At 52.4% G+C, this 19727-nt stretch carries 10 protein-coding genes; 7 read left to right on the forward strand and 3 right to left on the reverse strand.

What is annotated here, in order from left to right; translation table 11 throughout:
• Positions 1–1715 precede the first annotated feature (1715 nt).
• Entirely contained in the window at positions 1716–2666 is a 951-nt protein-coding gene (locus ST42_RS12345; RefSeq protein ID WP_044073713.1) for an endonuclease/exonuclease/phosphatase family protein, read from the reverse strand.
• 258 nt (positions 2667–2924) lie between these two features.
• On the opposite strand from ST42_RS12345, the gene ST42_RS12350 reads away from it, so the two are divergent.
• The 4 genes from ST42_RS12350 to ST42_RS12365 all read left to right on the forward strand — a co-directional run bounded on the left by ST42_RS12350 (position 2925) and on the right by ST42_RS12365 (position 8878).
• Positions 2925–3824 carry a sugar phosphate isomerase/epimerase family protein gene (locus tag ST42_RS12350; protein WP_044073714.1) on the forward strand — a complete coding sequence of 300 codons (900 nt, stop codon included), beginning with the start codon at positions 2925–2927 and terminating at the stop codon, positions 3822–3824.
• A 59-nt stretch (positions 3825–3883) separates the two neighbouring features.
• The gene (locus ST42_RS12355; RefSeq protein ID WP_044073715.1) at positions 3884–4549 is read left to right on the forward strand and encodes a DUF3826 domain-containing protein; all 666 of its coding nucleotides are present in this window, start codon (positions 3884–3886) and stop codon (positions 4547–4549) included.
• 76 nt (positions 4550–4625) lie between these two features.
• Positions 4626–6740 carry an aceric acid hydrolase gene (locus ST42_RS12360; protein WP_082028658.1) on the forward strand — a complete coding sequence of 705 codons (2115 nt, stop codon included), beginning with the start codon at positions 4626–4628 and terminating at the stop codon, positions 6738–6740.
• Between the two features lie 374 nt (positions 6741–7114).
• Positions 7115–8878 carry a right-handed parallel beta-helix repeat-containing protein gene (locus ST42_RS12365; RefSeq protein ID WP_044073716.1) on the forward strand — a complete coding sequence of 588 codons (1764 nt, stop codon included), beginning with the start codon at positions 7115–7117 and terminating at the stop codon, positions 8876–8878.
• A gap of 757 nt (positions 8879–9635) precedes the next feature.
• Here ST42_RS12365 and ST42_RS12370 read toward each other — a convergent pair.
• Both ST42_RS12370 and ST42_RS12375 read right to left on the reverse strand, forming a co-directional pair.
• Positions 9636–11969, reverse strand: a complete 2334-nt coding sequence (locus ST42_RS12370; protein WP_044073717.1) for a hypothetical protein — start codon at positions 11967–11969, stop codon at positions 9636–9638.
• Between the two features lie 373 nt (positions 11970–12342).
• A complete protein-coding gene (locus ST42_RS12375; RefSeq protein ID WP_044073718.1) occupies positions 12343–12918 on the reverse strand; it encodes a hypothetical protein in 576 nt (191 codons plus the stop codon).
• Positions 12919–13411: 493 nt separating this feature from the next.
• Between ST42_RS12375 and ST42_RS12380 the strand changes: the two genes are divergently transcribed.
• The 3 genes from ST42_RS12380 to ST42_RS12390 all read left to right on the forward strand — a co-directional run bounded on the left by ST42_RS12380 (position 13412) and on the right by ST42_RS12390 (position 19688).
• Positions 13412–14785: an MFS transporter gene (locus tag ST42_RS12380; RefSeq protein WP_042519941.1), complete on the forward strand. Its 1374-nt coding sequence runs from the start codon at positions 13412–13414 to the stop codon at positions 14783–14785.
• Between the two features lie 9 nt (positions 14786–14794).
• Positions 14795–16909 carry an alpha-L-rhamnosidase-related protein gene (locus ST42_RS12385; RefSeq protein WP_044073720.1) on the forward strand — a complete coding sequence of 705 codons (2115 nt, stop codon included), beginning with the start codon at positions 14795–14797 and terminating at the stop codon, positions 16907–16909.
• Positions 16910–17021: 112 nt separating this feature from the next.
• Positions 17022–19688, forward strand: a complete 2667-nt coding sequence (locus ST42_RS12390; RefSeq protein WP_052488343.1) for an alpha-d-galacturonidase — start codon at positions 17022–17024, stop codon at positions 19686–19688.
• Positions 19689–19727 lie beyond the last annotated feature (39 nt).

The raw sequence follows: 19727 nt of genomic DNA on the forward strand, positions 1-19727 counted from the left end.
AGCTTTATGCATTATGCTGGCATTCATTTATCATTGAGTTTGGTCACTACAAAGATAGATGATGCCAGCTTTATTTTTATCATAATATAAATATTTTTTTCTATCTATGCATTTAACGGAAGAACCATTTTTTACCCATCCTAACCTTCCCCAAGGGAAGGAACAGGTTACTCCGAATATTGGTTTTAGCCCCCACCTAACCTCCCCCGTTGGGGAGGGACAGATACCATTGCCTGTCTGATTGTTGTCTGTAGCTAGCTGATTATTAGTGGCTTGTCAGTAACAAGAGTAACCTTTGTCAACTAGCCCTTGTCAGTAACAAGAGTAACCTTTGTCAACCAGTCCTTGACAGTAACGTAGTAACCTGCATCTCCCCAACGGGGGAGAACGAGAGGGGCTGAAATGATTGACTGAAATCATTGGCAGAGTAATTTGTCATGATATATATGAACCGCTTTCCGCTATCAGCCCCCACCTAGCCTCCCCCGTTGGGGAGGGACAGATACCATCATCTATCTGATTGTTGTCTATAGCCAGCTGATTATTAGTGGCTTGTCAGTAACAAGAGTAACCTTTGTCAACTAGCCCTTGTCAGTAACAAGAGTAACCTTTGTCAACCAGTCCTTGACAGTAACGTAGTAACCAGCATCTCCCCAACGGGGGAGAACGAGAGGGGGCTGAAATGATTGGCTGAAATCATTGGCAGAGTAATTTGTCATGATATATATGAACCGCTTTCCGCTATCAGCCCCCACCTAACCTCCCCCGTTGGGGAGGGACAGATACCATTGCCTGTCTGATTGTTGTCTGTAGCTAGCTGATTATTAGTGGCTTGTCAGTAACAAGAGTAACCTTTGTCAACTAGTCCTTGACAGTAACGTAGTAACCAGCATCTCCCCAACGGGGGAGAACGAGAGGGGGCTGAAATGATTGGCTGAAATCATAGACAGAGTAATTTGTCATGATATATATGAACCGCTTTCCGCTATCAGCCCCCACCTAACCTCCCCCGTTGGGGAGGGACAGATACCATTGCCTGTCTGATTGTTGTCTGTAGCTAGCTGATTATTCGTGGCTTGTCAGTAACAAGAGTAACCTTTGTCAACTAGCCCTTGTCAGTAACAAGAGTAACCTTTGTCAACCAGTCCTTGACAGTTACGTAGTAACCAGCATCTCCCCAACGGGGGAGACCGAGAGGGGGCTGAAATGATTGGCTGAAATCATAGACAGAGTAATTTGTCATGATATATATGAACCGCTTTCCGCTATCAGCCCCCACCTAACCTCCCCCGTATGATAACCCATCCTAACCTTCCCCATGGGAAGGGACAAGCTATTACTAAGCCTAATTGTTTTCAGCCCCCACCTAGCCTCCCCCGAAGGGGAGGGACAGTTACTATCGCTATTGATAAACGATTGATAATCAGACAACTACAAATGATAATCAGACAATATTCAACAGCCAATGGTATCTGTCCCTCCCCTTCGGGGGAGGTTAGGTGGGGCTAAAGTCGGTAAGCAGAGTAACTTGTTCCTTCCCTTTGGGAAGGTTAGGATGGGTTGCCCTTTGGGAAGGTTAGGATGGGTTGCCCTTTGGGAAGGTTAGGATGGGTTGCCCTTTGGGAAGGTTAGGATGGGTTGCCCTTTGGGAAGGTTAGGATGGGTTTGAGACCGAGAGGGGCTGATATTCAATACATAGAAACCAGCCATGGGCATTATTCCTCAAGTTCAAACTGCGCCACCAGTGGCAGATGGTCGCTGAATCCGTTGGCGTATCTGTATCCGTTGTAGGTCCTGAAAGGTTTCATCCCGCCAAACTTCTCGTCGCTCTCCATCAGAAACGGCAGGTCGTTGACGAAGCATCCCTTGAGCCTTTCCCTCATCCTGTGGCTCACGAGGATGTGGTCGATGCTCTGCCACATGCCCTGATATTTATACGTGCCCTTAGCCCCGTGGCTCCCCTTGACGCCAGCTGACACCTCCGACAGTCTGCCGGCCTCAAGAAAGCGTATCGACTTGTCCTTCGACTCATCATTGAAATCACCCGACACGATAATCATCGGGTCGGGGTGTATGCTGCGTATGGAGTCCACCGATGCCATCAGCCGCTGCATCACCTGCATCCTGTATGGCGTTGTCTTGCTTTTGCCCGAGAAGCGGCTCGGCGCATGGAGCACGAACACATGGATGGTGTCGCCGCTCGCCACTTCGCCCGTGGCATACAGTATGTCGCGCGTAGACCGCATCCCCTTCAGCGGCGTCACCCTCAACGGATAAGAGTCAATCAGCCGGAACGACATCGGTGAATACAGCAGCGCCACGTCGATGCCACGCTGGTCGGGCGAATCTGTCATCACATATTCATATTTCGCGTTTCTCAGCAGACCGCGTTTCGTGAGATAGTGCAACACGGAGTCGTTCTCAACCTCGCATAGCGCCACGAGGTCGGGAATCAGGTCAGTGCCCCTTTCGTCCTTGTGTCCACAAGCCAGAATCTCCTTGGATATGTTACCCAGTTTCTTCCAGTATCTGTTGGAGTTCCAGTGGCGCGGACTGTCGCTCAGGTATTCCGTGTCCTGCTTGAGCGAGTCGTGTGTGCAGTCGAAGAGGTTTTCGCAGTTTAGCTGCACGAAGGTGAATATTCCGAGAATCAGCGATGTAAGCATAGAGTGTAGATGTTAAGTTCCAAACAGCCGATGACCGATTGGGATTAATCCCCAAGCAGCCTCAAAACCGATTGTGAGAGTATGCGTTGCAAATATACTTCATAATTGTGGAAACAGGAAATAATCCCATCACCAAGTTACAAATTCCCCCTTTGTCCGTCTATATGATACGGTGGGCAAATTGTCGGTGGTCAGATGACATCCTTGTCGGCTCGTCAACTTGTCCACTCGTTAACTCGTCAACTAAAAAATAACCGTATGTTGCAAAAGAGAGATATAAAGAAATATTTGTCCCTTATCATCGTGTTGCTTTCGATGATGCTGCCCGATGTGGCTATGGCACAAAACCGCTATCGGGTGGGAGTGTGCGACTGGATGGTGCTGAAGCGCCAGAAACTCGGAGAGTTCAAGCTCGCCAAAGAGCTGGGCTGCGACGGACTGGAGATGGACATGGGTGGACTCGGCAAGCGCGACTCCTTCGACAACAAGATGCGCCAGCCGGAGATGGCAAGGAAATTCCGCCACACCGCCGACAGTCTCGGCATAGAGGTGGGAGCAGTGGCAATGTCGGGCTTCTATGGTCAGAGCTTCGCCCGGAAGAAATCGTGGCGCTGGCTCGTGGAAGACTGTCTCAACACGATGGACGTGATGGATGCCACCGTGGCATTCCTGCCCCTTGGCGGATGCGGCAACAACTGGACCGACTCTCTGCCGCTGCGCCGCGAGATAGTGGAGCGTCTGCATGAGGCAGGCGAGATGGCACACCGCCGCGGCAAGGTGATAGGCATCGACACACCGCTCGACGCCAAGGGCAACAAGCGTCTGCTGCGGGAAATCGGTTCAAAGGGCATAAAGATATTCTATAAGTTGCAGACCGCCGTGGAGCACCGCCGCGACATCAGCAAAGACCTGCGGAAGCTCGGCAGCGGCAACATCTGCGCCATTCATGCCAGCAACACCGACGGAGTGTGGCTCCGCCACGACAAGGCGATAGACATGCCGGCAGTGAAGCGTACGCTCGACAAGATGGGATGGTCGGGATGGCTCTTCGTGGAGAGGAGCCGCGACGTGACCGACGTGCGCAACGTGAAGAAGAACTATGGAGAGAACGTGAGATATCTAAAGGAAATATTCGGCAAGGAGAAAACCGGCAGATAAGGACTTATAGATAAGTACACATTATACATATAATCAACTAAGCACACATATATAAAAATATGAAGAAATTATTCGTCATGGCAGCCGCACTAATGGTCTGGGGCACCCTCACCGCCAGTGCGGTAGACCTCGATTCAGCAGGTCGCGACCCTAAGTATGTGGAGACAATCATGCAGCGTTCGCAGAAGGTGACCGACGCACTGAAGATCACCGGTACGGAGAAGGGTACTCAGGTGCTCAACATCGTGGCAAACCGCTATTTCAAGCTCAACGACATATATTCAGAGCGCGACAGCATCAAGGCAGTGGCAAAGACCCTTACCGGCGACGCCAAGAAAGAGAAGATGGAATATGCTGAGATGTTGAAAGACCAGAAGCTCTACAAGAGTCATTTCGGATTCATCGCCGACCTTTCGGTATATCTCACCGATGCAGAGGTGGAGACCGTGAAGGACGTGCTGACATACAATGTAGTGAACGTGACATACACGGCGCAGTGCGACATGATACCCACGCTGAAAGAAGAAGAGAAGGTGCAGATTCTCGCCTGGCTCAAGGAGGGCCGCGAGTTTGCCATCGATGCCGAGAGCTCCAAGAAGAAGCATGAGGCATTCGGCAAATACAAGGGCAGGATTAACAACTGGCTCTCCAAGCGCGGCTACAACCTCACCAAGGAGCGCGAGCAGTGGGCAAAGAGAGTGAAGGCAAGAGGCGGAACGTTGTAATAACCCTGCAAGTAGTCAGAAAAAAGATACATTAAACGTCCTAATTACCGATTTGGGTTAAACACCAGGAATACAAATGGCAAAAAAGATAATACACAGTATCATTCCTCTCAGAGGATTAGGACTGATGGCAGCACTGTCGATGGCAGTACTGCCGTCGGCAGCACAGAAAAACGGCATCACCGACACCGGCAAGAGCAAATACGCCGTGGTGTCGTCAACACCGCTCAGCGCCGTGAGATGGACCGGCGGATTCTGGGGCGAGCGCTTCGGAGTGTTCAGCGGCACATCAGTGCAGAGCATGTGGGAGACATGGAAGTCTGACACGGGACACGGCTGGAACAACTTCCTCATAGCAGCCGGAGAGAAAAAGGGAAAGCGCCACGGACCACCATTCCACGACGGCGACATGTATAAATGGCTTGAGGCACTGACGGCGGTATATGCCGTGAACAAAGACCCGGAAGTGGGCAAGATAATCGACCGCTTCGTGGAACTCATCCAAAAGTCGCAGCGCCCCGACGGATACCTCCACACTCCAGTCATCATAGCCGAGATGAACAGGCAGCAGAGCGCCAAGGAGGAGGCGAAGGAGAACGAGACCATCGGAACAAAGGTGGGAACGGGAAAAGACGGAGCCTTCGGCAACCGGCTCAACTTCGAGACCTACAACCTGGGACATCTCATCACTGCCGGCATCATGCACAAGAGAGCCACGGGCAAGAACACGCTCTTCAACTGTGCGGTGAAGGCAGCCGACTTCCTCTATGATTTCTATAAGCGAGCCTCCGACGAACTCGCCCGCAACGCCATCTGCCCGTCACACTATATGGCGGTGACGGAGATGTATCGCGAGACCGGCGACCCCAAATATCTGGAACTATCAGAGAAACTCATTGACATAAGAGGCAAGGTGGAAAACGGCACCGACGACAACCAGGACCGCGTGCCCTTCCGCCAGCAGTATAATGCCATGGGTCATTCGGTGAGGGCAAACTATCTGTATGCCGGTGTGGCAGACCTCTATCTGGAGAGCGGCGAAGAACAGCTGAAGAAGAACCTCGACGCCATCTGGACCGACATCGTGACACGCAAGATGTATATCACCGGAGCCTGCGGAGCACTCTACGACGGCACTTCGCCCGACGGTACCGACTATAAGCCCGACAACGTGCAGAAAGTGCACCAGAGCTATGGCCGCCCCTACCAGCTGCCACACTCCACGGCACACAACGAGACATGCGCCAACATCGGAAACCTCTTCTTCAACTGGCGCATGTTTGCAGCCACAGGAGATGCCAAATACACCGATGTGGTGGAGAACTGCCTATACAACAGCATACTGCCCGGCATCAGTCTCGACGGAAAGAAATATTTCTATACCAACCCCATGCGCATCTCGGCAGACCTGCCATACAAGCTGCGCTGGCCCAAGGAGCGCACCGAGTATATCAGCTGCTTCTGCTGTCCGCCTAACACGTTGCGCACCCTCTGCGAGGCACAAGACTATGCCTATTCCATCGGCAAGAACGAGATATACGTGAACCTCTACGGCGACAACACCCTCAACACCCGCATCGACGGCATCGGCGATATCGCCATCTCGCAGACCACCGACTATCCGTGGGACGGCACCGTGGAGCTGACCATCGACAAGCTGAAGGGAAAGAAGCAGTTCGGGATACGGCTCCGTGTGCCGGACTGGTGTACCGAGGGAGCCACGATACTCGTGAACGGCGCTCAGCAGACCATCGAGGCAACAGCCGGCACCTACGCCACAGTGACACGCACATGGAAGAAAGGCGACGTGGTGACACTCAGCATGCCGATGCGCACACGTCTGATAGAGGCAAACCCACTCGTGGAGGAGAGCCGCGGACAGGTAGCCGTGCAGCGCGGACCTATAGTATACTGTCTTGAGAGCAACGACCTGGGCGGTGCGCGAATCGACGATATCGCCATTCCGCTCAACTCCAAGTTCACTCCCGTTGACATGACCATCGACGGCAGCCGCGTGAAGGCACTTGAGGCAGAAGTGATAAACCGCAGCGAGCCGTCGTGGAAGGGACAGCTCTATCGCGAGGCAACGGCAAAGAAGCATACACAGACCGTGCGCTTCATCCCATACTATGCCTGGGGCAACAGAGGAAAGAGCGAGATGACAGTATGGATTCCGGCATCGTTGGATTGAGTAATCTGTCTTGATATGTCAAAACTGCTGACTTCCAGCCCCCACCTGACCTCCCCCGTAGGGGAGGGACTGATACCCTTGACTGTTTGACGCCATCTGTTTATTTCGACAGTCCTTGACAAAGCGGAGTGATCTATTGTCATTAGTCCTTGACAGAAGCAGAGTAATCGGCATCTCCCCTTCGGGGGAGAACGAGAGGTGGCTGCAATCATTGGCAGATTAATTAGTCATGATGTGAAACAAATCTTCAGACATCAGCCCCCACCTAACCTCCCCCGTAGGGGAGGGACTGATACCTTGGGACTGGTTACTTTTACCTCTGGCACGATTTGAGTTTAACCTAAATAGGTCCTCCATAAACGGAGTAACAAACAATAAAAAAAATGAATATCAGATCAATAGCCGTAATCCTTTCGGCAATCATCAGTAATATAGCCTTCGCCACCGACATTGTGGTGAAGCCAGGACCCTACGCCATAGAGCAGGCACTGCAGCAGGCAAGAGAGGCGCGCCGCATGGAGGGAGCCAAAGACGTGACCATCCGCCTCCAGGCAGGCACCTACCGGTTGAACCAGACCGTCACGGTAAGGCCCGAAGACAGCGGCACACGCATCATAGCCGACGGCAATGCCGTGGTGAGCGGCGGAGTGCAGATAAAGGGATGGACGAAGCAGGGCAAGGCATACGTAGCCGATGTGCCCGAGTTCAACGGCCGTCCGCTGGAGTTCCGCCAGTTGTGGATAAACGGCAGGAAGGCAGTGAGAGCCAGAGATGTGAGCGACTTCGAGAACATGTATCGCATCAGAAGCATCGACAAGAAGAACGAGACACTCTATGTTCCGGCGGCAGCCGTCAGAAAGATACTCCATGCCCGTCATGTCGAGATGGTGATACACGAGATGTGGTGTGTGGCAAACCTGCGCATCAAGAGTGTCAGAATACAAGGCGACAGCGCCGCCGTCACCTTCCATCAGCCCGAGAGCCACATCCATTTCATGCACCCCTGGCCATCGCCGATGGTGACAACCGACGGCCACAACTCCGCCTTCTATCTCACCAACGACAAGGCGCTGCTCGACACTCCCGGAGAGTGGTATCTCGATGCCAGGGAACAGAAAGTATACTATATCCCGCTCAAGGGCGAGAATATGGCTACGGCAGATGTTGAGGCTCCAGCCGTGGAGACCCTGCTCCGCGTATGCGGCACACCCGACAATCCCGTGCGTGGCGTCACCTTCGAAGGCGTTACCTTCAGCCATGCCACATGGATGAGACCATCCGTCAGCGGTCATGCCCCGCTCCAGGCAGGCATGTATATGACTGAGGCATATAAGCTGAGACCAAAGATGATACGCCCCAACGGCGACCATAAGCTCGACAACCAGGGATGGGTAGGCCGTCCGGCGGCAGCTGTCAGCGTGGACTGTGCCGAAGACGTGGACTTCCTCCGCTGCACCTTCGAGCATTGCGCCTCTACGGGAGTGGAATTCCATGAATATACCAAGGGCGGAAACATCAGCCACTGCACCGTCCGCGACATCGGCGGCAACGGCATATTGGCAGGCAGCTTCGGTCCCGACACCCATGAGGCACATCTGCCATACAATCCTTCAGACTCGCGCATTATCTGCACCGGACTGACAATCGACAACAACCTCATCACCGACGTGACCAACGAGGACTGGGGATGCGTGGGAATCGGAGCCGGATTCGTGCGCGACATCAGAATCCTGCACAACGAGATTTCCGAAATCTCATACACCGGCATCAGTATGGGGTGGGGATGGAACCAGCAGCCGTGCTCCATGGCAAACAATCTCATCAGCGGCAACCTCATCCACCACTACGCCAAGCACATGTACGACACTGCCGGCATCTACACCCTCGGTTCGCAGCCCCACACGCTGATAGAGGGCAATGTGGTGAGAGACATCTATACTCCCGGCTATGCCCACGATCCCAACCACTGGTTCTATCTCTACACCGACGAGGGATCATCCTGCATCACCGTGAGGAACAACTGGACTCCGGCAGAGAAATTCCTCAAGAATGCCAACGGCCCGTGCAACACATGGGAAAACAACGGTCCTGCCGTTGCCGACAGCATCAAGGCGAAAGCTGGAATCCAGAAGCAATGACGCCCCGACGGACAGATTGCTTTTCTGCCATAGCGTCAGCAGACTACAGTCCTGCTGCCGTCCGGCGTCAGACATGGATAAAGACAATCCAAACATTCTTCATAATAACCTGTTAGTTTTTGCCGTGAGGCAATAATGTATCATGGGGGCCCTCACATTGCGTGTGGGCTTTTTGTTTGCTGTAGTGTTTCGTTGATTGCCAGACATTCATTCAAGTCGTAATTTTCCCCCACAGCGTGGGGAACGAATCCCCCTAATGTGGGGTTTCATTCCCCACGCTGTGGGGAATTTTCGTAGTGTATCTGTCTGTATGTGTTCTGCGAAATTGTTCAGGATGTATAGAATCAAGTGATGATGGAATAATTGACGGAGGTCGTCTGGCCTCCCAAAGAAAACGATCAGGTTACCGTAATGCTGCAATCCGGATATTCCAATAATCCCAAATCGGTCATTAGGGCTTGCATGGATTTTGTTTTTTAGAAGAGTGGATTTTGTTTGGCTTTTAATGAGTAATAGCGGGCTATTGCGAATTAAAAACGAGCAAAAGACGCCTTATAAAAAGCAAAAGACTGCAAGCAGTTATTAAAATTATACATTAAACGGCCTAATGACCGATTTGGGATAATAATATGGATTGCTTTTTTCCTACAGTAACCTGGTCGTTGTTTATCGCCAAACGTTCATTAGGCAGTTTGGGGATTTTATGACTGCTTGCAGTCTTTCGTTTTTTATAAGATCTCTTTTGTCAGTCAGGAGGTTATAAACCGGCTTTGATCTCCCATTCCCCTTTTTCAGAAGTAACCTTGATGATATTGACACCTTTGACATTCTGCAATGGAATAGAAGCCAGATGACTGTCAGGACGGGCAGAGTTGATTCTGCGGCCGGCAGCATCGTATACCTCAATGGCGGTAATCCTCTCGCCACCCACGGTGGCAAGGTTTATGTATCCGGCGTTGCGCTCCATTATTATGCCCGGCTTCTTTATCATGCTCTGGCTGACAGAGGCAGAATTCTTGTCGTCAGTAATACTGAGCACGTGCCATCCGCCATTTGGCTTTAGGCTCGACATGGATGCAGAACCAAGCATCAGTCTGCCGTCAAGAACCTCAAGATTTCTTACGCCATACTGCTGTGCATTGTTGAAGCCGTTCTCGGTGATGTATTTCGGAGCCTCTTCCTCGTCGGTCATGCGCAGAAGTTCAAAGCCCTCGTCATTCGCGTCAAGGCCGGTGAGCAGTTTCGACAGTGTGGCAAAGCTTGCGTCGCCCACGAGGTTCGAACCTGCAGCATCGGCAAGGTTAGACAGGTCCATCGTACCTACATACATATTGCCGTCATATTCCTGGATTGCCCATATATATATGGTCCAGAGGTTTCCAAAGCCTCCTCGTCCCCACTTGGCTTCCAGTCCGCTAGGTTCCAGTTCCCAGTTTTCAATTTTTCCTTCCTTGTCGTATACAGGTTTCGGGTTCGTAGTGTCACCATAGAGCAACTCATAGTTGTTGTCTTTGTCGATGCGCCAGAACGACGGTGTGCGGTAGTTGCCGAGAATGAAAGCCAGGGCGTCAGGCGAGGTCAGGGATCCGTATGTTGACTGTGCCGTAGAGAGCACATAATAGTTAGGACAGAACACTCCCCAATACAGATGGTTGCGCCACTCATGGAATCCGGCGACGGAGGTAATCGAACGGCCGAGCGTTTTTGTCGGCTCCGCCACATCACTTGTCCATACTTTAGGCCACATCTCGCTGTCGATGCTGACTGGAGTGAAGCCTCCTTCAGGAATTTCCGGACTGACATGAACGGCAGACACCGTTGCCCACGTTCCTATATATATGCGGTTGTTGAAACAGGCAAGTTCTGCCGCCTCGTTGTCTACGAGTCCCACGATATGGAATTTCCACGGGTCATTCTTGTCGCCATACCAGCGGAGCAGTGCACCGATCTTCTTGCCTGTGGTAGGATGCGTTATGCCCACGGTGACGTAGAGAACATTGTTTACTACTCGCCATCGTCTGACGTTCACCACCTTGCATCCGTCAACGTCGCTCAGGCTGCTGACTCCCAGAATGCGGTCGTTGTCGGCATCGTATGCCACGAAGGCAGCCGAAACCTTGGAGTCCCAGTCGCTGGCATACAGGCCTGGTCCGCCGAAGAACACTACGCCGTTAAGGATGCCGCAGGAGCGCAGTCCCTGACAGTTTTTCAATATCGGATATTCATCTATCGACGGTGTTATGTCGGTGACGATGCCCGATTTCGTGTCATAGCTGTATATGCGAGGCGGACGTATGTCGGCATACTTGCTGTTCTCATCGCCGTCGGCATAGGCTTCCTTGGCATAAGTAGACTGTCCGTATTCGCATGCCCAGCACTTGTTTTCGTATGGCACATTGTCGCCCACGCCCGGCTGCACGAAACTGCCATAGCCCTGCATGCAGAGATAGTTGTTGTTGGTAGACCAGTAGAGCTTGTCTTTGTATGTACCCATTCCCCATGCGTAGGAGCCGTTGCGCTTGCCGATAGCGCCATTGCTCTCCAGCTCCTCGATCTCCTGCAGAGACAGTCCGGCGGGCACGTATTTGTTCTTCTCGTTTGCCAGACCGTAATATGCCTCGTCGATAGGTGCCTGGTATATGGTGTCAACGGTCAGTCCGTTGTCGGGGTCCATATCCGGACGCACACGGTTTTCTATCTGGAATACATAGAGCGGATACACCTTCTTCATATATTCGAGCATTTTTGTCAGGTCAGCTCCGGTAATCCCTAACTTGTCCAGTATCTCAAGCAACTTGCCCAGCACGTCCCCATTGTCATTAGGCGTGTTTCCGTTGCCATAAGATTCTTTCATGGCAAGCTGATGGATTTTCACCAGTGCTTCACGGCCGCTGGCTGTATCAAGCTTTGGCCACAGTGTCGTGACGAAATGTACAAACGGTCTGCTGTCTCCCGTCTTGTCGTTTAGTGAGATGACAGAGCAGAAGTCTTTCACCTCTGTTCGTTGAGGCATACAGATGTTTCCACCGAGTGCCCCGGCCGAAGTCATAAGTCCTAAAATACTTATGATGATGTTTTTTCTGATTTTCATAATGCCCTTATGAATTTAATTGTGACAAATAGTTTGTTGTTCCTGCAAATTTATGGAAATTATCAATATTTTACAAATGTATGATGCTTTTTAAAAATACTTATCATGAATATCGTATGAAAATGGTTTTTTTTTTGTGTTGCCGGGTAAATGTCATTGAAATGATAACGGACCAATTTGACAAGGCAACATTGGATAACTTCCTGACAGTACAATTGTTTCTATCTACTCTTTCCCGACAAGCAGATTGTGAACACGCGTGTTCACAATCTTAATTGGTCGCACATGCGCAGATGGCTTTCAGTGCCGAATTCTGATGCCCGATTGTGGTAGATGGAAACTGCCTCTTGATAGTTCGATTCTTCTGTAGCTATTAGATTTCATCAAGCTGTTGGCTATTGTGTTTGTATGTATTTATACTGTCATTATAATCTATGTGTAAATTGTAGTTATATGGAGCACGGATCCAAGTTTCATCATCCTGTGTTATGAAAAGGTCGATTGAACCATTTATTTCATCTTCATCATTTGCAGAAATAAATCTAACAGATTCCTTTCCGTCCTGTGTTCCAACATACATATCTTCAGAGTCAGAACCATATTTTATAGATAGCAAGTTTTTGACTTTAGAATACTCTTGCTCTGCTATATCTTCGGAAACACCGCTGACCACAGCTTTTGCCCTATAGACTATCTTTGTCTTTGTATCATAAAAAACGAATATTGCTACTTCGTTCCCTACAAATGTTCCTTTGAAAGCTCGTGTTCCATTAGGGACACTAGAACTGGTAATTTTATCGTATTTACAACCTTTTGCAACCAATTTCGCTTGGAATTGTGCGATTGTGCCAGTAAGAGGAATACCCATAAATTTGATATGTGCATTGGATTGTGCGAATGATGCTATTGCAAAAATCAAGCAACATAAAGTAAAAAGAAGTTTTTTCATACTATAATAATTTTGGTATTACTTTGCAAAAGTAATAAAAATCAGCTAATGTTGTTATGTGACAGGTAAAAATTTTACATACTCCTCAATCCCATTCACCTCAACAATATCCACATCCCGGAGCAGCCGGATTTCGTCGGAGTCCGGCAGCATCATTATGCAACTCCACCTGTTTTCACCCCATACTGCTCATCCTCAAAAGTCAAAATATTGGGCAGGAAGCTGACAACAAAATGTGCCCAGGTGGGGCAACGTGCTTGCCCATGTTGAGAAAGCAGCTTGCCCCAAGTGGGCAAGCACGTTGCCCCAAAATGGGAGAAAACCTCATGATATGGCATAGTACAAAAAAGCAGTTTCAGCGTCTTTATTTTTGATGATTTGCAGGACTGGTAGGATGAGCGGAGAACAGACTCAGGAGCATCCCGCCCCGTAAGGCAGATCACCCCAAAAGAGAAAGCAAACGAAAAGAAAACGAAATACAGACATACACATTATGGGAAACAACAAAAGCAGTCTGAAGAGCACCATCGCCGTGTCTCTCACCAACTATCTCGATGCCGGAGCCATCGTGGCAGGCGCAAGCGGATTGTCGCTTTGGAAAAACTATCTCTCGCTCACCGAGTCGCATCTCGGAATCCTCAACGCCATCAGCGCCAACTGTCTCGGTGCGGCGATAGGAGCCATCATCGGTGGATTCCTTGCCGACAAATACGGCAGGAAGGCGATATACACATACAATATGCTCATCTATATGGTGGGCGTGCTGCTCGTGGTCTTCACCACCAGCTTCCCCATGCTCCTCGCCGGATTCCTGGTCACGGGAGTCAGCGTAGGTGTGGGAGTGCCGGCATCGTGGACCTATATCTCTGAGAGTTCGGAGATAGGCAACCGAGGCCGAAACATCGGCATCTCGCAGATGGCGTGGGGCATCGGACCGCTCATCATCCTGCTCCTGGGATGGTTTCTCGCTCCGCCTACCAACAATGCCGAGGCAGGCTTCATGTTCCCCCTCGTCAGCCAGTCGGCAGTTCAGATTCTGGGTGATGCCGCCTCGCAGGACGCCATCAACGTGTTCAGCTCCCGCATTGTCTTCGCCTCCCTCTTCGTGGTGGCACTGATAGCCTGGCTGCTTCAGCGCCAGCTCGACGAGTCGGCAGAATGGAAGGCCACGCAGTCGCAGCAGACTTCAGATGAGCCGTCAGGCAAGAAGAGCGTCTTCGCCTCCTTCGGCACCCTGTTCTCCAACAAGGTCAACGTGCGCACGATGCTTTTCCTTGCCGGAATGTATCTCACCTGGAACCTCGTCAGTTCGGTGATGGGCTTCTTCCAGCAGCATATCTACGAGACGGCAGGCGGACTTTCAAACGGCGAGGCAAACATGCTCTCAGCCGGACAGTGGGTGATAATAATCTTCATGACCTTCGTGTTCTCGATGCTCGTAGACAAGGTGAACCAGCGCCTGCTCTATATCGTTGGCGTGGGCGCTGCAGTGCTGGCTTGGGTGATGATAGTCACTGTGGGCATCGGCAGCATGTCGGGCCTGCTCTTCTTCACCCTGCTCTGGGGCATCCAGGGCGGAATCTCCGTGCAGGGCTTCTATGCGCTGTGGGCATCCGAACTGTTCCCGGCCAAATATCGTGCCGCCGCCCAGGGCGTGATGTTCTTCATGGTGCGCGGACTGTCGGCAGCCTGGGGACTGGTGTTTGTGAATATCTATGGCGAGGAAGGCGAGGGATTCACCCTTGCCGCCTATCTGATGATGGCGCTTCTCGTGGTGTCGCTTCTCATCGGAGCCATCTGGACCCCCAAGACCCGCGGCAAGTCGCTGGAGCAGATTACGGAAGAAAGATACGGAAAAGAAATATAATACAACGATATGGACAACAAGGCAACATGGATATGGTATCCCGGCGACTTTGAGGTGTGGCTCGGCAACAAGTTCAACAACCGCCGCACGGAGCGCGGAGCGATGTTTCCGCCGTTCTGGAAGCAAGACAGCCATTACGTCACAGTGGAGTTCTCCACCGCTGTGAGCCTCGACAAGGCAGAGACGATAACGATAGCCGCAGAGGGAGATTTCAATTTCATGCTCGACGGCAAGCTGCAGTTCGGCATGCCCGGCAGGTTCACCGTGCCGGCAGGCGACCACCGTCTCAACTTCAAGGTTCACAACCAGTCGGTGCCGCCAGCCCTCTACGTGAAGGGCAGGACGATAAAGAGCGGCAACACATGGCTCGCCACCTATGAAGACAAGATATGGATAGACGAGAATGGCGTTGCCCACGGTTCGGGAATCTACGTGCCCGCCGCGTCGTGGACCTTCGACAATATCGACACCCCGCCCTCGTCATACAGTCTGGAGAGAACGGAGATGCAGCCCGTTGGCAAAAAGCAGACGGGCAAGAACAAATGGCTGTTTGATTTCGGAATCGAAACCTTCGGCTATGTCAGGCTCAAGGGCGTGACAGGCATGGGAATATTGAACATATACTATGGCGAGAGCCGTGAGGAAGCCCTCGACATGGACCGCTGCGAGACCCTCGACCGCCTGGACCTCCGCGCCAACAGGTTTGCCGACGAAGAGGTGGAGATAGTGCTCGACGACAGCAAGGCGTTCCGCTACGTGATGGTGGAGGCAAAGGGGATGATAACATTCTCTGATGTGGCGATGGACTATGAATATTCGGCGTTCAGCCACAAGAAGAGCGGTTCGTTCAGATGCGACGACCGCCGGCTCAACAAGATATGGCAGGTGGCGGCATATACCATGGACCTCACCACACGCGAGTTCTTCGTGGATGGCATAAAGCGCGACCGCTGGACATGGTCGGGCGACGCCATTCAGTCGTATCTCATGAACTACTATCTGCGCTTCGATACCGACTGCGTGCGCCGCACCATCCGTCAGCTCAGAGGCAAAGACCCCGTTACGGCACATGTCAACACCATCATGGACTACACGTTCTATTGGTTCAAGTCGGTGCTCGATTTCTATCAGTACACCGGCGACATCCGTTTCGTCAGAGAGATATACCCCAGGATGCAGACCCTCATGCAGTATGTCATCGGCAGACTCAATCCCGAGGGGATGGCAGAGGGAAAGGAAGACGACTGGATATTCGTTGACTGGGTGGATTTCCCTATGCACAAGCGCGGCACACTCTGTTTCGAACAGATACTGCTCTGCAAGGCATTCCAGACCATGCACACCTGTGCCGAGGTGCTCCGCGACAACCCGTTGCAGAACCCTCCGCAAGGCAGCATCACCACCGCTGAATACGCCAAGGATGCCGACCGCTACGGAAAGCTCGCCGCCGACCTCAAGTCAAAGCTCAAGCCCACCTTCTGGGACGACAGCCGCAGCGCCTTCATGCACGCCATAGAGGATGGCAGGATGAACCGTGACATCACGGCATTCCCAAATATGTTCGCCATAATATATGATATGGTGGACGACGATGACAAGCGCCGGATAATGGACTCCGTGATGCTGAATTCCGACATCGAACCCATCACCACGCCATATATGCGCTTCTACGAACTCGAGGCGATGTGCCGGATGGGATATCAGGAGCGTGTGCTGCCCGAGATTCTCGGCTATTGGGGAGGAATGATAGGCGAGGGAGCCACCAGCTTCTGGGAGAAATACAATCCCGCCGACCAGGGAGCAGAACATCTCGCCATGTATGGCCGCCCCTACGGCAAGAGCCTCTGCCACGCCTGGGGAGCCAGTCCGATATATCTCATAGGCAGATATTTTCTCGGCGTCAGCCCCACCAAACCCGGTTATACGGAATATGAGGTGCGCCCCGTGCTCGGCGGACTGAAACGGATGCAGGGCAGCGTGCCCACACCGTTCGGAGAAGTCAGAGTGAAGATGGATGCCACCAGCGTCAGCGTGAAGAGCGATGGCGGAAAAGGCGTCCTCGTATTGGGAGACAGAAAATACGACATCCCCGTGGGCAAGGAGCTCCGCATAGACCGTTTCTGAGGACGGCTATGGAGGAAAAGCCGCCTTCTGCGGAAATCGGGAGAAAACGACTTTTTTGAACAATGGACAATCTGGTAACGTGACACACGTGCCACACCCAACTAAAACAGATATGACAAGCAAAACGATATTAGCATTCGCTGCCGCTGTGGCATTCGCCTCATGTGGACACAACGACACATTGGTGAAGACAACGACACAGTCGCCACAGACCGACTATGCCGCTACCCTCATCGCCAACAACATAAAGGCTATGCCCAAAGGCTATAGCATCAGCATCGGAATAGCCGGCGACACCGTGGGGAAACCGGCAGAAGGATTCTCGCTGCAGCGCAAGGGAAAGAAAATCAGCATCATCGGCAACGATGCCTCGGGAGCCATCTACGGCGCCAACCGCCTCGTGGAATATTTCAGGATGAACAACTCCCTCGAAATACCCTACACCATCGTTGACGCACCCGAGATGAAGCTCCGCGGAGCATGCGTGGGACTGCAGAAGACCGTGTATCTGCCTGGCCACAAAGTATATGAATACCCATATACGCCAGAGAATTTCCCGTGGTTCTACGACAAGGAGCTGTGGGTGAAATACCTCGACATGCTCGCCGCCGACAATATGAACGCCGTGTTCCTGTGGAACGGCCACCCCTTCGCCTCGCTCGTGAAGCTCAAGGACTATCCCTTCGCACCCGAAGTAGACGACGCCACGATGCGGAAAAACCAGGAGATGTTCTCCTTCCTCACCCAGGAGGCAGGCAAGCGAGGCATACGCGTGATACAGATGTTCTACAACATCATAGTGTCGAAACCTTTCGCCGACCACTACGGCATAAAGACACAAGACCGCAACCGCCCCATCACGCCGCTCATCGCCGACTACACACGCAAGAGCATAGCGGCATTCATAGAGAACTATCCCAATGTGGGCTTCCTGGTGTGTCTGGGAGAGGCGATGTCGGGAGTCGACAACGACATTAAATGGATGAACGAGACCATCATTCCAGGCATCAAAGACGGACTGAAGGCTTCGGGACGCACCGACGAACCGCCAATTATCCTGAGATCACACGACACCGACGGACCGCGAGTGCTACACGAGGCGCTGCCGCTATACAAGAACATCTATACGATGAGCAAATACACCGGCGAGTCGCTCACCACCTATCAGCCACAAGGACCATGGGCTGAGACCCACCGCCAGCTCGCCGCCGCAGCACCCGTGCATATCAGCAATGTGCATATCCTCGCCAACCTCGAACCGTGGCGATGGAGCTCACCGACGTTCATAGAGAAAACCGTGCAGGCGATGCACAACGTGCACCACGCCAACGGACTACATCTCTATCCGCAGGCGAACTACTGGGACTGGCCTTACACCGCCGACAAGCTGCCCGACGGAAAGAGGGAGCTGCAGATAGACCGCGACTGGATGTGGTATCAGGCATGGGGACGATACTCATGGAACTGCCACCGCGGAGAAGACAAGACATTCTGGAAGAAGACCCTGGCAGAATACTACGGCACCGACACGCTGACCGCCGGCCGCATCATAGAGGCGTATGACCAGAGTGGAGAGATAGCACCCAAGCTGCTGCGACGCTTCGGCATCACAGAGGGCAACCGCCAGTGTCTGCTGCTCGGAATGAAGATGAGCCAGCTCGTCAACCCATACAAATACACCATCTATCCGGGATTCTATGAGAGCTGCGGACCTACGGGCGAGAAACTCATAGAATATGTGGAGAAGGAATGGAAACACGAGAAACACGTTGGAGAACTGCCTCTCGACATCGTGGACCAGTGTGTGGCACACGGTGAAAAGGCACAGGAGGCGCTGAAGGGACTCGCGGCAAGCGTGACGAAGAACAGGGACGAATTCCTCAGACTCGCCAACGACATCGACTGCTACAGCGACTTCGCCCGTTCGTTCCGCTACAAGGTGCTTGCCGCCGAGCAGGTGCTCAACTACAAATGGACGAAAGACGCCGGCTATCTCAAGAAAGCCGTGCCGCTCCTCGAACAGAGCGACAGCTGCTATATGGCACTCGTGGACAAGACCCGCGACACATACTACAACGCCAACAGCATGCTCACCTCGCAGCGCCGCATCCCTGTGGGAGGCGACGGCGGAAAATACAGCACATGGCAGGAGATGATGCCCGTGTATCAGCAGGAACTCGACAACCTGAAGAAGAACATCGCCAGTCTCACATCCACCGACAAGACAGCCACACGCCGCGAGAACATCGCCAAGCTGAATGATGCGCTGACGGGCAAGGGCAACGCCAAGAAGGGCGAAGTGACGCTCCTGAGCGACTACCCCGTGGTGACGCTGAAGAAGGGCGCACGCCTCTTTGCCGGTCGCGATGAGGCTGTGGACACGCTGGCAACAGAACTGCAGGGAATGAAGGCACTGGTGCTCAACCGCGACACGGCACGCATCAAGGGTATCTCGGTGGAGTTCACCGCCACGAAGCCTGTGAAACTCCTCGTGGGATTCTTCGTTGACGACCAGACAAAATTCGCCCGTCCGCCGAAGCTCGAAACCGACGCTACCGGAAACGAATACGGACAGGCAGAGCCAGTGATAAGCAACGCACTGATAATGACCACAATGCCGATAGCCAACATCCACGCCTACAGCTTCCCTGCCGGTCACCATGTGATAAACCTGCCCAAGGGAATAATAATGGTGGCAGGATTCACTGACAGCGAGCTGAAGATACGCGACGCCAAACTCAACGGCGCAGGAACGGAAGTGGACTGGCTGTTCATGTAACCCCGACAAACGGCCATTGTACCCCCCCCAAACGGCAAT

The sequence above is a fragment of the Prevotella pectinovora genome (genome assembly GCF_000834015.1).
In the GTDB taxonomy this organism is placed as follows: domain Bacteria; phylum Bacteroidota; class Bacteroidia; order Bacteroidales; family Bacteroidaceae; genus Prevotella; species Prevotella pectinovora.